This is a genomic window from Agriterribacter humi (assembly GCF_009192765.1).
Taxonomy (GTDB): Bacteria; Bacteroidota; Bacteroidia; order Chitinophagales; family Chitinophagaceae; genus Agriterribacter; species Agriterribacter humi.
Map to the genome: position 1 here is coordinate 339,018 of NZ_VOHQ01000003.1, position 15,910 is coordinate 354,927.

11 protein-coding genes are annotated in these 15,910 nt (G+C 41.3%); 9 read left to right on the forward strand and 2 right to left on the reverse strand.

The genetic code is table 11. From position 1 onward, the window contains the following. Positions 1-47: 47 nt before the first annotated feature. From FRX45_RS07840 to FRX45_RS07860, 5 genes are all read left to right on the forward strand, one after another. The gene (locus tag FRX45_RS07840; RefSeq protein ID WP_193311621.1) at positions 48-320 is read left to right on the forward strand and encodes an AbrB/MazE/SpoVT family DNA-binding domain-containing protein; all 273 of its coding nucleotides are present in this window, start codon (positions 48-50) and stop codon (positions 318-320) included. 6 nt (positions 321-326) lie between these two features. Next, positions 327-734, forward strand: a complete 408-nt coding sequence (locus tag FRX45_RS07845) for a type II toxin-antitoxin system VapC family toxin (protein ID WP_152267846.1) — start codon at positions 327-329, stop codon at positions 732-734. Positions 735-1,194: 460 nt separating this feature from the next. After that, complete coding sequence (locus tag FRX45_RS07850; protein ID WP_152267847.1) at positions 1,195-1,524, forward strand: hypothetical protein; 330 nt, start codon at positions 1,195-1,197, stop codon at positions 1,522-1,524. A gap of 142 nt (positions 1,525-1,666) precedes the next feature. Continuing rightward, positions 1,667-2,143, forward strand: coding sequence for an RNase H family protein (locus tag FRX45_RS07855; protein WP_152267848.1), 477 nt, complete (start codon positions 1,667-1,669; stop codon positions 2,141-2,143). A 357-nt stretch (positions 2,144-2,500) separates the two neighbouring features. Further along, positions 2,501-3,715, forward strand: coding sequence for an exo-beta-N-acetylmuramidase NamZ family protein (locus tag FRX45_RS07860; protein WP_152267849.1), 1,215 nt, complete (start codon positions 2,501-2,503; stop codon positions 3,713-3,715). Between the two features lie 38 nt (positions 3,716-3,753). Here FRX45_RS07860 and FRX45_RS07865 read toward each other — a convergent pair whose 3' ends face one another. Further along, entirely contained in the window at positions 3,754-7,515 is a 3,762-nt protein-coding gene (locus tag FRX45_RS07865) for a DUF3857 domain-containing protein (RefSeq protein ID WP_152267850.1), read from the reverse strand. A 29-nt stretch (positions 7,516-7,544) separates the two neighbouring features. Beyond that, positions 7,545-8,168 carry a DUF502 domain-containing protein gene (locus FRX45_RS07870; RefSeq protein ID WP_226805088.1) on the reverse strand — a complete coding sequence of 208 codons (624 nt, stop codon included), beginning with the start codon at positions 8,166-8,168 and terminating at the stop codon, positions 7,545-7,547. 389 nt (positions 8,169-8,557) lie between these two features. Here FRX45_RS07870 and FRX45_RS07875 point away from each other — a divergent pair, with 389 nt between their 5' ends. The 4 genes from FRX45_RS07875 (at position 8,558) to FRX45_RS07890 (ending at position 15,706) form a co-directional block, all read left to right on the forward strand. After that, positions 8,558-9,178: a TetR/AcrR family transcriptional regulator gene (locus FRX45_RS07875; protein ID WP_152267852.1), complete on the forward strand. Its 621-nt coding sequence runs from the start codon at positions 8,558-8,560 to the stop codon at positions 9,176-9,178. A gap of 77 nt (positions 9,179-9,255) precedes the next feature. Continuing rightward, complete coding sequence (locus FRX45_RS07880; RefSeq protein WP_226805089.1) at positions 9,256-10,674, forward strand: TolC family protein; 1,419 nt, start codon at positions 9,256-9,258, stop codon at positions 10,672-10,674. 41 nt (positions 10,675-10,715) lie between these two features. Beyond that, positions 10,716-11,885 (forward strand): efflux RND transporter periplasmic adaptor subunit, encoded by a 1,170-nt coding sequence (locus FRX45_RS07885; protein ID WP_152267853.1) that lies wholly within the window; start codon positions 10,716-10,718, stop codon positions 11,883-11,885. 227 nt (positions 11,886-12,112) lie between these two features. Continuing rightward, positions 12,113-15,706: an efflux RND transporter permease subunit gene (locus FRX45_RS07890; RefSeq protein ID WP_152267854.1), complete on the forward strand. Its 3,594-nt coding sequence runs from the start codon at positions 12,113-12,115 to the stop codon at positions 15,704-15,706. The last annotated feature ends 204 nt before the right edge of the window (positions 15,707-15,910 follow it).

The following is a 15,910-nucleotide window of genomic DNA, read 5'->3' on the forward strand; positions in this document are numbered from 1 at the left end:
TTTTATTTGGTAATACTTTTGTATTTTTAACTACTAAATTTGAAACTATGGAAACTTCTGTATTAACATCCAAAGGACAGTTGCTGATACCAAAGCGGCTGAGAAAAAAATATGGTATTGAAGCTGGTGTGAAAGTTATTTTTGAAGAAGCAGAAGGAGGAGTGGTAATCCGGCCCATCAATGATCAATATTTTAAAGCTTTCAGGGGTATACTAACTTCTTCAGGAAAACTGAAAGAAGAAATAAAAGCAATGAAATTAGATGAGAAAAAACTGGAGGATAGGAAATTGAATATCCATAAGACTATTAAAAAGAAATAAGGCGGAATGGCGAATTATGTGTTAGACAGTTTTGCATTGCTTGCATTTTTTCGTGATGAATCTGGTGCGGATATAGTGGAACAATTATTAAATGATGCAGCAGAAGATAAACATGAGTTGTTTATTACTACGGTGAATGCCGGAGAAGTATTTTATATGAGCCACCGAAAAGATGGCGCTACAAGGGCGGCCCTTGTTTGGGAGGCGATGAAAAAATTTCCACTTCATTTTATTGAAATTGATTTGGAGTTTTCGCTGGAAGCTGCGAAAATTAAAGCCAGCCATAAACTTTCTTTTGCCGATGCATTCGCTGCAGCACTAACTATTCAAAAAAAAGGAACACTGGTAACAGGCGATGATGAATTTGAGGCTTTAAAAGGACAGGCAGGCTTTAAGGTGAAATATATTGTTTGAAATGGGGTTTCTACCTGCTTTTGAACAATTCAAATGAGTATAAAGAGCACCTGCTTCTTGTGAGATGACGCACAATTATTTATTTATGTTGAAAATTACCGGAATAAATAAGGAAGTTTGTGCCCGACTAATGTATGACTGATAAATAACCTGGGAATTATTGTTCGGGCTTGGTTATATTGCATATTATAAATTTTAGATGCCTGAACTAAAACCCAAATTTCTACCCTTATTTAAAATACTGATATATACATGGCGTTAAATGTTCCACATTTAGAAAATGAAATTATAGATCAATACCTCTATGATGAAAACACAACAAGGCCCTGGATCAATTAGGTATCACTTAAAACACGCTAAAGTGAATTTCATTGTTTACTGGTTGAAAGAAGATGCAGAACAGGAATCAAAAATTATTTTACCTGAATTATATTTTGAACGCTAATGTAAAACCGTGACAATGGTATACATAATCCTTTCAGTCATTGCGATTCTTCTAATCGTAAACATCATTCTCACTCTTAAAGCAGGTAAGAAAGAAGCTGGCAATAGATTGACTGAAATCAAGACTTCCACCGGAGCATTTGCTTCTCCAAACGACATATATAATAAAATAGTGGAGCAGGAATTATTTGCCTTTAACTCAAAGAATCCTGTGAGTATAGTAAACTCCGAATTGAGAAAACCATGTCATGGAGTTGATTTAAAAAAATCCAGAAGCCAAAAAATATTCCGGCAGGTATCGCAGGGAATATATAGTAAGAAATACTTTTGTCCACATTTGGCATAAAATAAATTTAGCTTCCCACCAGAAATAATCTATAAACGGGTTCGTGAGACACCCGGGCAATTCGTTCTGCACCAATCAACTGCGATAGTTACACTCTTGCCAGTATTTAATCATCCAATTACTAAACCCTTAGTTTTACACCATGCCCGAAACATCAGCCGAAATATATACCGATGGAAGTTGTCATACGCAACAAAGGATTGGTACCTGGGTTGCCATTGCATTTTTGGGAACAGCAAAGGAAGTATTGTCTGGCACAGTACAGCATACTACACATAACCGGATGGAATTAATGGCTGTTATTAAAGGCGTTCAATACGCGTTGGCTCATTGCGATTCAGGCACTCCTATCCGGGTATACACCGACAGTCAATATGTAACAGGCCTGCCGGCACGCAAAGAAAAAATAGTGCTCCAAAACTTTACCACACAAAAAGGGAATGCCCTGCAAAATGCGGACCTTGTAAAAATTTTCTTTGAACTCCTTTCAGAACGATCCATTGCGTTTGTTAAAATCAGGGCGCATCAAAAACAGGATGATACCATCAACTACAACAGGGAAGCTGATATACTATGCAGACACTTGTTGAGAAAGGCCGTAGAAAAAATGGTTCCCTGACTCAGCACCAGAGTTTGGGTTCAATTAATAAATGATGGTAGCATTAGTTCATCATAACATGCTGCATCTTCTTTGTGAGAAGGTGAGAGGACAAAGGCAGGCATTTGTTTTGCTTCTCTCATTTCATTTCTGACGGACTGCTGCTCATGGGCTGCCGGATGGAAGCGGAAAGCCCGGTGAGGATTTGTATACGGGAACTGTGCCGGACTTGAAGCGCACAGCCGGAACAGCAGTTGAAAACAGTACTGCCGCTCATAGCCCCAAATTCCTTTTTGATATATCCTGCAATGTGTTAGGTTTGCGCTGTACCGGATGAAGAGCAACTTAATAATAACGTTCAACAATAAAGTTCCATATATGAAACTGATGTATGTATTGCTGTTATTAAGCTTTACAGGAATGGGTAAAGCATACAGTGTGGGCGCTGCACTTGCTGATGGGGGCGATAGCATTATTACGGGCGCCGGACAGACTGAAAAATACATTGAATTTTTAAAGGGTAAAAGGGTTGCAGTGCTGGCAAATCCTACCACCATTATTGGTAAACGGCACTTAGTGGATAGTTTGATTACCGCCGGTATTAATATCGTAAAGGTATTTGGACCCGAGCATGGTTTCCGGGGTAATGCCAGCAATGGTGCGGAAGTGAGTGATGAGCAGGACCCTGCAACGGGCATTAAGGTAGTTTCTTTATATGGCGCAAAACGTAAGCCATATGCATCGGATCTGTTAAACGTGGACATCATGATATTTGATATACAGGATGTAGGATGCCGGTTTTATACCTATATAAATGTATTGCGCGATGTAATGGAAGCCTGTGCGGAGCATAATAAAGAACTGCTGATTTTAGACAGACCTAACCCCAATGGCTACCTGGTGGACGGGCCTGTGCTGGATATGCGGCTGAAATCGGGCATCGGTATGTTTCCCATACCCATCGCCCACGGCATGACCATTGGCGAGTTTGCACAAATGATCAATGGTGAAGGCTGGCTGCCGGGCAAAATGATCTGTAAGCTGAAGATCGTTCCCGTAGCCAACTACAGGCATGACATGCCATATGTATTGCCGGTAAAACCTTCGCCCAACCTCAATACACAACAAAGCGTGATGCTGTACCCGTCTGTTTGTTTATTTGAGGGAACGATCATCAGCCAGGGACGCGGCACCTATTTTCCTTTTACGGTGCTGGGCAGTCCCGGCCTGAAAGGACAATTTCCTTTTTCGTTTACACCAGTCAGTATTGCAGGGATGAGCGAAACCCCGCTGCATATGAATACGGTTTGTTATGGCATTGATTTAAGGAACTACGATATAAATGAGCTGCGGAAAACAAAAAGGATCAATATACAATGGATGATAGACCTGTACAATGCTTACCCGTTCAGGGATAAGTTTTTCGACAGAACACAAAGCCGGCAGATGGGTAATATTGATGTGCTTGCGGGCGACTATGCATTCAAAAAACAGATCATCGCCGGTAAGTCGGCTGAGGAGATCCGCAATTCCTGGGAACCGGCATTGTCTGAATACAAGACTATGCGAAAAAAATACCTGCTATATGAATAAGTACATGGTATGTGTTTATTTACTGTACCGGAGCAGCATCACTTTTTGAATGCTATATATTTTGATTCGGCTTTTACGATTTTATTTAAAAAATCTTTCATACCGGCATAACCGGCAGCCGGAATATTATCTCTTTTTAAAGACGCTTTTCTTATAATGGTTAGCCTGCCGGGACTTTTGCGTATGTACTGCAGGGCATAGGCGCCACCCGGGAAAATAAATTTTTCATCTTTAGGTAATTCAATAAAATGTGTGCCATCGGGCGCTATTATGTCTATTGTAGTTTCATACTCGTCCACGTCTTCATACTTCCAGTATTCTACTGGGAAACGACGCTGAATAAGCGAAAAATTATCTATCGTGGCCACCATATCCTCAAATGGTATTTTGATCATTTGGATATCACCCAGTTCCGATACTTCGTTTTGTATGGTGTAATCACAGCTATAGTGAACAGAGTCAATTTTTTCATCTAAACCGCTAAATGAAACCGAACTTACCTTAACAGGGTTCTTGTACCGGCCGCTGATATTTTTTTCCATCTCCTCCCTTTGTTTTTCTACCGACAGCATCGCAAACTGGTTTCTTGGTGCAGAAGTAAGTGTGCCGGTTTTGGTTACATTTACTTTGAGGCTGATGTCGTTTCCAACAATGTTTATTATGGCTTTTCTTTTCAGCTTTTCTTTTGTACGGTTTATAGCTGTAATTTGGCCGAGATCTGCTGAAATGGTATCCTTACTGCCTGAAGGTATTACAAGGCATGTTGCCTGGTACAAGCTGGATGGAAGGCTTGCAAATGGAAGATCACTGTCTGTTAATTCAATATAATACGGGGCACCTCCGAGCCAGCATTTAACGATGCAATGATTAAATTCTACCGAGGGAAGCGCCATGCTGTTTTGCCCGTAATCGCGTGTATTTACCAAAACGAGATTGGCTTTTATACCGGCGAGTTTTGTCAGCGATACAAATAAAGCAGAAAGGTCTTTACAGTCGCCCAGGCTTGTATTAATAGTTACAGAAGGTTTTTGCGGAACATAAGCGCTTTGCCTGAACGCAACAGAGCTGTAACGGATATTTTTAGTAATATAATCATAAATGATGCGGGCAATATTTTTTTGGCTTAATGCGGCAACGCCTTTGGGAAAAAGTTCGCCAAACACCCGCCTTACTTCGTAATCATCATCTGTTTTAAGTGCGGAAAGATCGCTGTACCAGTTAGCGATATCCTTCCACGAAGCAATGGTAGAAACGGTTACCGATTCTCCCACATCTCCCAGGGTTGGCATATAAGGCTCAGTTTTAAGTGCAATTGAGCTGTCTTTTTGCCAGGTGTATAATGTAAAATCATCATAGGTGCTTACCCTGGGACTGATTGATGTGTTCAGCGTTTTGTGATTGAATTTTATATTGTTGGCAATAAGCAGGCAGAACCTTGAAATTTTTTCAGGGACGAAAGCATTAAAAATAAACTTGTTCCAGTATTCTTTTGCAAGGCGCCCTTCTGTATAATTTTGTATTTTATATTTGAGTACCAGCGCGTCTCCGGCTTCAAGTCCGGTAAATACCAATTGGTTCCCGTTTCGTTCTGCCGGTGTCTTTACGCCATTCTTTTTTACCGTTTCAGCCTTTTCTACACTAAGTACAGATGAATTGGAGTTATAGGAAATATCTGTTTCTTTCCAGGTGTCTATGCCTTTCTGGTTTAAAACATTTATCACCAACGTATAATATTCCTCAGATGTGCCTTCGGGGTATACAACTGCAAATTTCTCATCCAGCAGGTAATAAAAATCATAGTCAATGATGCTGTTATCTGCTTTTTTGATCAGCTCATACACATCGGTTTCGGGAAAAGCTTTCCATATGGATGGTTTATTCTGAAGTTCTCTTAAGCGTGCCCGTGCATCGTATTTGCGGCCATCGTAATACAGCGCTTTTTGGTATGCATTTGCGGCCTCGCCGTTTATATTTTGCTGTTGCAGTTCTACTCCAAGGTTTTCCCAGTAAGTAGCCACATAGGGAGCCAGTTCCAGTGCTTTTCTGCCAAATTCAGAGGCCTTATCATATTCCTGCTGGTTGAAATAATAATTGGATATGTTGGTATACAATTCAGGATCGTAAGAAAAATTATCTGCGAGGTATTTCAGCCATTGCAATTCCTTTTCTGCTATTCCCTGTTTATTGTATTCATTAGCCAGCATCTTAATAATATCATAGCTATAATTCGTTTTTAAAAAATGCTCATAAATACCGAGCGCTCCCTTTACATCTTTATGCACTTTTATTTTTACGTTAAACATCATTTGTGCCGCCTGGGGATTATCCGGATTGGTTTTATACATATCCTCAATCGTCTTTATCAGATCATCCATTTTATTTTGTGCGCCGTATAATTTTACTTTTATATCTGTCAGTTGCCCGTCATTATTATAAAGACTGTCGTATCGCTTCAGCTCCGCTTCTGTTTCATAATATTTCTCCTGATCCATCAATTGCTCAATGTTCAATCTGAAAGCCAGCATACAATCAGGATCTCTTTCCTTCATTCGCTCCATTTCCTGAAGCAGGGATGTGCGGTTTGCTTCTTTTAAATAGCACTGCATCAGCTCAAACCGAAGCAGCATATTATCGGGAAAGCGCTCTACCGCTTTTTCAATAAGTGATCTGGCATCGGCGGTTTTCATGTTCCTGAGATAGGTTTGGCTCAGAAGAATGTAATTAATGATATTGTCTGGTTCGCGTTTTATCTTATTCTCAAAAAAAGCTTCTGCAAAATGCTTTATGGACGAAGTGGGTTGTTTCCCTTTGTTTAATTTGGGGTAGTCTCTGAACACACTATTGTATTCAAGTCCTTTTATGGAGTTGTAATTATCATCGGTGAGGCGTACGATGAAATTGGGAAATGAACTGTTGGTATACGACAATTGAACCAGCAGCCGGTTGTATCCCTTTTTGAGCTGTACATAATTTTTGTAATAATCCAGTTCTGTAACTATTTCTTTTGGTTCGGCAATAGCGACCTCATCGTTTACCCATACTTTAATTGCTCCACTGCAGCCCGCATTCAGTAATACTTTCATATCGGATGGGGCATTTACAAATGTTTGTGCATATACTGATGCCGTATTATACCGGATATGAGGAAAGGGATAGGTCCAGCCATTTTGGTTCATTACAGGAGGAGTAAACCATGCAATTTCCGCATTATTCAATGATGTAAACCTTGCTGTCGGTCCAGGCTGTTCCAGGGGTCCGAAATTTTTGAAAAAGCCACTGCCCGATAAATTATCGAAGGGGCCGGCCAGTTGCCATAGCGGGCCGGCGGCACCTATCTTCCCGCATTCATTAAGTGCGCTGGTAATATCATTTGAAAACTGGTAATGCAATGACTTTACATAGTAAGCCGCTGCTTTAACCGACCCATTGATTCTTTTATCTGCAAGTATTTTTGCCAGGAGCTTCTGCTGGGTTGATGTTTTTTTGCCATATTCGCCGAGCACTGCCCGGTTAAACCACATAGCGTATACATAAGCGTTAGGATCGGGGAGATTTTCATATGCTTCAGATATATAATCATGTATTTTGTCATCCTGCCCTTCAAAAGTTTTGATGTAAACATAGGTTATATACGCATCAACTGCGGTAGCAGGATCATTCATTGCATGCTTTAGTAAGCTTAGCGCTTTCTTCCTGTCGTTTTGGTCAAGCGCTTTCCAGGCATTTTCGTAATCATTGGCGAGCAGATTCAAAGCAGGGGCGAACAGTAAAAAAAATAAAAATAAGCAACGGGTTAACATATGTTAAGGGTTTAAGGAAAAAGGCAGGGTTATTTGCTTTTTTCATGTGTTTCTTCATCAATGTTTGTTACGCCGCCTGATATCGCAAATTTCATAGCATTGGCGGAGCTGACGTCTGTTAATAACCGTACCCTGTCTCTCTTTACAAAATAAAGATGCCCGGCAAAAGCATAAGATTGGGGAACATATACGGCCACAAATTCATTCAGTCCAAATTCCTGCACCTCCTGCTGCGTTATAAAACCGATTTGCCATACATCTGTTGCTGCAACAGATACCAGGATCGCTTTATCGAATTTTCTTTTGTTACCGGCGAAAGCCTCAAAGAAATCCTTCAGGGTGGTATAAATTATTTTTATACCCGGCGTTTTTTGCAGTACACTGTCAAACAATTCCACCAGTTTTCCTACTACAAAGGAAGAAGATACATAGCCTACCGTAAAAATGATGAGCAGCGCTACTATAAACCCCATGCCCGGCAGGTAGTAGGTAGAAAACTCAGGGATTATACTTTCAAAAATATCAGGCAGAATCCTGTCTACAAAATAGAATAACGAAGTTAATGCCCAGATTGTTATAACAATAGGTGCAAGAATAATTAACCCTTGTAAAAAAATCTGCAATAAATTTTTTAACCAGTTTTTTGTAGCCATCAGGTATGTTTTAGAAATGTAAAAGTAACCTAAGCGTACAATTGTTGGTCATTGCCGGAGATGCATTTCAAATGGTGGGGACACCAACCGGCGGCAATTATATATACCCCATGCAGAAAATGCCGCAGATGCGCCGATTTAATCTGCGTATCTGCCACCTAAAAAAGCCAGGGATATCCCGTATTTTGCTGGTGTGCCAGCCCGGCTAATTTGAAATGCACCCGTTGGCCTGGCGATTTTCCGCTTCTGTACCATAAAACAATTTCACCATTTTTATAATATACGGGAGCTTGTCCTGTATTTACCGTTCATCAAAAAATATATAAAAAAACTCCGGAAACTTTGGTAACAAAAAAAGTTTCCATAGTTTTGTCCCCGATTTGGAAGCTATGGAGATACAGGAAAGAATAGCGCAGAAGGCGCACGATTTATTTTTGAGATACGGGATCCGCAGTATAAGCATGGATGAAATCGCTTCTCAACTGGGCATCAGTAAAAAAACCATTTACCAGTTTTATGCCGATAAGGATGCCCTGGTGGATAGTGCGATAGATATAGTGGTTAGCAGTAATACCAATGAGTGCTGTATCCACAGGGAAGAAAGTGAAAACCCGGTCCATGAAATTCTGGTGGCTACAGATATGGTGCAGGAAATGCTGAAGACGATGAATCCTACGATCATGTACGACCTGCAGAAATATCACCCGGCTGCCTATAAGAAGATTGCCGACCACAAGAATGAATTTTTATATAAGCTGATAAAGGAAAACCTGGAACAGGGTATTGCGGTACAGTTGTATCGCCCCGAAATTGATACGGAGATCATGTCACGATTCAGGCTGGCTTCTGTATTTATGATGTTCAGCCCCGATCTCTATCCCCTTGGTAAATATAATCTGGGTGCAGTAATTGAGGAGGTAACGATCCATTTTTTATATGGCATCACTACCGCCAAAGGGCAAAAACTCGTTCAGAAATATCTTTTGAAACGACAAAAAAATCAAAAATAAAACAAATCATAAAATTTTAGAGCCACCACTATAAAATTTTATAGCGTTTATATCTGACCAAACAAAAAAATAAACAGATGAAAGAATGGAAACCGGCAAAGTGGGGATTAATGATACTTGTGGCGATATGTTCAACAAGCGTACAGGCACAGCAAACGCAATCCCCCGGAGTGCATGCTTTTTCAGTACAGCAGGCCATAGACTATGCCAAACAAAATAATGTTCAGGTAAAAAATGCCCTGCTGGACATCCAGATTCAGCAACAAACCAATCGCGAGGTTACCGGCATGGCTTATCCGCAAATACATGGCACAATAGGAACTACCTATAACCCCAATGTGGCCACCCAGGTAATACCCAACTTTATTGGGCCGGCAGCCTACCAGGTGCTGGTAAATGAAGGAGTAAAAGATGGTGATGGTAATCCGATTAAAATGCCTTCAGATTTTGGTTTTATAGCGGCGCAATTTGGTACCAAATTCAGCGCTACGGCGGGCGTTTCGTTAAGCCAGATAGTATTTGACGGTCAGGTGTTTGTAGGACTACAGGCAAGAGAAACCTTAATCAAATTCCAGGAAAAGAAAGCTGAAATAACGGAAGAAGCGATAAGAGCCAATATATATAAAGTATATTATCAGTTGGTAGTGAGTAAAACACAAATAGCATTGCTGGATGCCAATATTGAGCTGCTGAATAAATTACAGCACGATACCAGAATAATGCATGAAAATGGTTTTGCTGAAAAGCTGGACCTCGACAAGCTATCGGTTCAGTTGGCTAATCTGCAAACTGAAAAAGTAAGCGCATTGAACCAGGTACAAAACGGTTACCTGGGGCTCAAAGTTTTAATGGGCATGCCTGTTAAAGATTCTCTGATGCTTACAGATTCTTTAAATGATGAGCAGATTAAAAACGGCATCCTGGAATTGAGTGAGTTTAATTATACACAACGCAGGGATTATCAGTATGCCGACCTTGGCGTAGCCTTAGGAGAATTTGATGTGCGCAGGTATAAGTTGTCCAAATTGCCTACGCTTAATTTAAATGGATATTATAACAAAAGCGCCCAGCGCAACAAGTTTGATTTTTTGGGCGATGGAAGTTGGTTTAATGTTTCCGCGGTTTCATTGCAACTCAATATTCCCATATTCACCGGCATGGCGGCCAACGCACGTATAGCCAAAGCCAAACTTGCCCTGGAGCAATCCCTTAACCAGCGGGAAGCGCTGAAGATTAATATTGACAACGAAATTGAATCTGCACGGAACAATTTTAGTACGGCTGTTTCCACCATGGATTATCAAAAGAAAAATATGGAACTGGCGGAAACGGTATTCCAGCAAACGAAGAAAAAGTTTGAGATCGGTACGGGTTCCAATACAGAGATCACCCAGGCGCAAACCGATATGAAAGCCGCGCAAACCAACTATATAAATGCTTTATATAATGCTATCATCGCAAGGATAGATTATATAAAGGCAACAGGAAGATTATAATTTTTTAATACAACTATTGAATGACTTATAAAACCAGGTATATGCAAAACGTTTTAAAAACAGCTTCAGTAATAGCCGCATTGGTATTATTGGCGGCGTGTGGCGGAACAACTACTAAAGTTGAAAAAGGAAAGGACAAAATTGTTGCTGAGAAAAAAGCGCAGTTGGATAAAATGAAGGAAGATCAAAAAGTACTGAGTGATAAAATTGTCGCTCTGGAAGAAGAGATCATCACACTCGACCCTTCGCAGAAAAAAGAAAACGCGAAGCTTGTGGCAATTGCACCGCTTGAAACCGGCAGCTTTACACATTATATTGATCTGCAGGGACGCATAGACGCCAACAATATCGCCTATGTGGCGCCGCGCGGACAGGGCGGACTGGTAAAAGCCATATATGTTAAACAGGGTGACTATGTAAAGAAAGGTCAACTGCTCTTAAAGCTCGATGATGCTATGGCGCAAAAGCAAATTGATCAGTTGAACTCTCAACTGGCCTATGCTAAGGATATTTTAAAACGCCAGCAAAACCTGTGGGACCAGCATATAGGAACTGAGGTACAATTGCTGAGCGCAAAGAACAATGTGGAATCCATTGACAAGCAAATTGCAACTGCAAAAGAGCAATCTTCTTTTTCTAATGTATATGCTGAGCTGTCGGGTGTTGCGGAAACTGTGAATGTGAAAGTGGGCGAATTTTTCCAGGGTGGCCCTCAAATACGCATTGTTAATACAAACGACCTTAAAATTGTGGCCCAGGTGCCTGAAAATTATTTAAACCGTGTAGCTGTTGGAAGTAAGGTGCTGGTTAATTTTCCTGATCTGGGAAACAAAATCATTACTACTAAGGTATCGGTTGCCGGTAAGTTAATTGATCCCAACAGCCGCTCCTTTTATATTGAAGCTAAAATGCCTGCTGATAAATCACTTCGGCCAAACCAGATTGCCCTGGTTAAAATTCAGGATTATACGGCTAAAGACGTGATCACCATTCCCGTGAACACCATGCAAAACGATGATAAAGGGAAATTTGTAATGGTAGCGGTAAAAGAGAGCGACAAATGGATTGCACGCAAAAAACCTGTTGAAATAGGGCAATTGTATGGCGATAAAGTAGAAGTGAAATCTGGTTTGAAAGCAGGAGAGCAAATCATAACCGATGGCTTCCAGGGATTGTATGAGGGCCAGCCGCTTACAACAAATACGATTTAATGATGAGTAAGTGGTAAGTGATAAGTGGTGGAAAAAGAGTGGTGACTGACAGGCACTGTACCTGTTGCACAGAAATGTGCTCACCGGGGTTCTCTTTTATTATTTATTATTATACGTGCTAAATAAATTTTTCAGACTGATTATTGTAAACGCCAGAGTTTGCTTCGGGCTTACTGGTTTTGCAATCAGCACAGACAATCTTTTGTGGATATACAACACTAATTAATATGAGTGCTTTAGAAAATCTGACCGCTAAGTTTAAAGAATTCAGGCCTACCACCTGGAGCATAAAGAACAGGACTTCCATTTACCTGCTGATGTTATTTATCAGTGCCATTGGCGTATACGAGTTCGTCACTTTGCCCAAGGAGCAGTTTCCTGATATTGTAATTCCAACGGTATATATTCAAACGGTTTATGTAGGTAATTCCCCGCGCGATATAGAGAACCTGGTTACCCAGCCTATCGAAAAACAGATCAAGGGTATTACAGGAGTAAAAATTCAGAAAACCACCAGCACTTCCGTTCAGGACTTTTCCGCTATTGTAGTAGAGTTTAATACGGATGTGGTTATAGATGTGGCGGTTCAGAAAGTAAAGGATGCGGTAGATAAAGCAAAAAAGGATTTGCCGACGGATCTTACGGAAGAGCCTACTGTTATGGAAGTGAGCTTATCTGAAATTCCTATTATGTATGTAAACATGAGCGGGGATTATGATAACATGAAGCTGAAAAAGTATGCCGATGATCTGCAGGATAAGCTGGAAGAACTTTCGCAAATTACACGTGTTGATATTGTGGGCGCTCCTGAAAGAGAGTTCCAGATTAATGTAGATAATTACCGGATGCGCAGCGCCAATATTACTTTTGATGATATTGCCAATGCCGTATCGCGCGAAAACATGGACATTTCCGGTGGGTTATTGGAAGTGGGCAATATGAAACGTACGCTGCAGCTAAAAGGCCAGTTTCGTTCTGCATCGGATATTGAAAAAGTGGTGGTGAGAAGTCCAACCGGCGCCTCCATTTATTTGAAAGATATTGCGGTTATCAAAGATACTACCAAAGAAAGAGAAAGCTATGCACGGCTCGATGGCAAAAATGTAATTACACTTAATATTGTTAAACGTTCGGGCGAAAACCTTATTGAAACAGCCGATGCGGTAAAGCTGGCAGTGAAAGAAATGCAGGATAGTGAGTTTCCTAAAGACCTGAACATTGTCCTTACCGGTGATCAAAGCAAAAACGCCAAACACTCGTTTGATGAGCTGGTGAACTCTATTGTTATCGGCTTTATCCTCGTGCTGATCATCCTCATGTTTTTTATGGGTGTAACCAATGCGTTTTTTGTTGCGCTTTCTGTTCCCCTCAGCATGTTCGTTGCATTTTTGTTTTTACCGGCGGCGGATCTTATCATAGGGGCGAACGTTACACTCAATTTCATGGTATTATTTGCACTGCTGTTTGGATTGGGTATTATAGTAGATGATGCCATTGTGGTTATAGAAAATACGCATCGTATATTTATACAGGCAAAAGGTAAACTAACCTCTGAAAAATCGGCCATTGTGGCGGCAGGAGAAGTATTTATCCCGGTGCTGGCGGGTACGCTCACTACACTGGCGCCTTTCTTCCCGTTATTGTTTTGGCCGGGTATTATAGGTAAGTTCATGATCTACCTGCCGGTGATGCTCATCTTTACGCTTACCGCATCGCTTATTGTAGCGTTTATTATGAACCCGGTATTCGCGGTTGATTTCATGAATCATCCCGAAGGAGAAGCAAAGGAAAAGAAATCCGCTATTTTCCGGAAACCCTTTTTCTGGGTAGCCATTGCAGCGGGTATAGTGCTTGATCTTTCCGGTGCCTCTTTCTTGGGTAATATCCTGTTGTTTTTAGTACTGATGGTTTTATTGAACCGCTATGTACTGGATGGCATCATTCATGCATTTCAGAACAGGGTGCTGCCCTGGATCATGGGACACTATGAAAGTTTACTGCGCTGGGCTCTGAAAGGATGGCGGCCTGTACATTTATTATTAGGCACAATTGTTTTGCTGATCCTGAGCTTCATGATATTCGGCTCGGCAGTAAGCAGCCAGCGGGTGCCCATTGTGTTTTTTCCAAAGGCTGATCCTAATTTTATTTATGTATATCTGAAATTGCCGGTAGGCACCAATGTGGAGTATACGGATTCTATTACGCACAGCCTGGAGCAGCGTGTATACAAGGTGCTGGATATGGAAAATGGAAAAAAGAACCCGATCGTGGAAAGTGTGATTTCCAACGTGGCCATTGGCGCCGGAGACCCGCAAAGCGGTGACAGGAGTGCCCGCCCTGAACTGGGAAGGGTGCAGGTATCATTCGTTGAATTTGAAAAAAGACATGGTGCATCCACAGCGGTTTTGCTGGACTCTATACGGAATGCGATCAAAGGTATACCGGGCGCCGAGATTTCGGTAGACCAGGAAGCCAGCGGGCCACCCACGGATCCTCCCATTAATATAGAAATTGCCAGTGAAGACTTTGATAAGCTGATTAAAACAGGCGTTGGCTTAAAAAATTACTTAGATTCCATACAGGTGCCCGGTGTTGAAGAATTGAAGATGGATGTGGATTTAACCAATCCGGAGATCAGCATTACCGTAAACAGGGAAAGGGCATTGATAGAAGGCGTATCGTCGGCGCAGATTGGCATGGAGATCCGTACAGCATTGTTTGGAAGAGAAGTGTCTAAAATAAAGGATGGAGAAGATGAGTATAAGATACAATTGCGAAACAATGAATTGCAACGCAATAGCCTTTCCGATCTGTTGAATATGAATATTACTTTCAGGGATATGGCCAGCGGAGGAGCTATAAAAAATGTACCGATCAGTTCACTGGTTACAATAGATTATACCAATACGCTTGGCAGTGTAAAACGAAAGGATCAGAAAAGAGTAATAACGCTCCGCTCCAATGTGCTTACATCGCAGGGCTATACGCCAACAGCGGTGAACCAGCAGATCAGGAATTATATAGATGATTTTCCGGGAAGAGCGGATGGCGTAACGATTAAGCAAACCGGTGAAGGTGAGCAGCAGGCAGAAACAGGGGCTTTTCTTGTTAATGCCATGGTTATTGCATTAATGCTGATATTGTTTATACTGGTATTGCAGTTTAATTCGGTGAGCAAACCGGTTATTATTTTAATGGAGATCATTTTTAGCATTATTGGAGTGTTGTTAGGGTTTAGCTTAACAGGTATGGAAGTATCGGTAGCGTTTACGGGGTTGGGTATTGTGGGCCTGGCGGGGATTGTTGTGAAGAACGGGATACTGGTGATTGAGTTTGCAGATGAATTAAGAAGCCGCGGTTTAAAAACACGGGAAGCCATGATTGAAGCGGGAAAAACACGTATCATTCCTGTATTGCTCACCGCATTGGCTGCCATATTTGGATTGATTCCATTAGCCGTTGGATTTAATATTGACTTTGTAGGATTGTTCTCCAGCTTTGAACCGCATATTTTCTTTGGCGGGGACAGTGCACGGTTTTGGAAACCGCTGGCATGGACGATCATCTTTGGTTTGATCTTCGCTTTCTTTATGACACTGATCATTGTGCCCAGTATGTACCTGATTGCTGAAAGGCTGAGAAGACCGATGCGCAGGCAGTTTGGAGGCAAATGGATCTCTATGCTGGGCATACCGCCTTTCACTATTGTATTCATGCTGTTAATGATATATACGATGATTCAGCAAAGGATAAGTACCGCCCGCAGAAGAAGGAAATTAGGAAATAGTGTTAATAAAGCATGGATAGGAAGCTGGTTTTAGTGAGTAGTCAATAGTGAGTGGTGAGAGTCAGTGGTGAGTAGTGAATGGCTTATCGTTAGTATACCTTAGCTGATTGCTGACGGCTGAAAGATGACTGCTCAGGTAGTGAATAGTGAGTAGTAAACTACAATAAGAAAGCGGTCAGTCTGCGTTTCATGCGCGGGCTGACCGCTTTTCCATTTTTCGCTGCTCATGCGTAAGTTA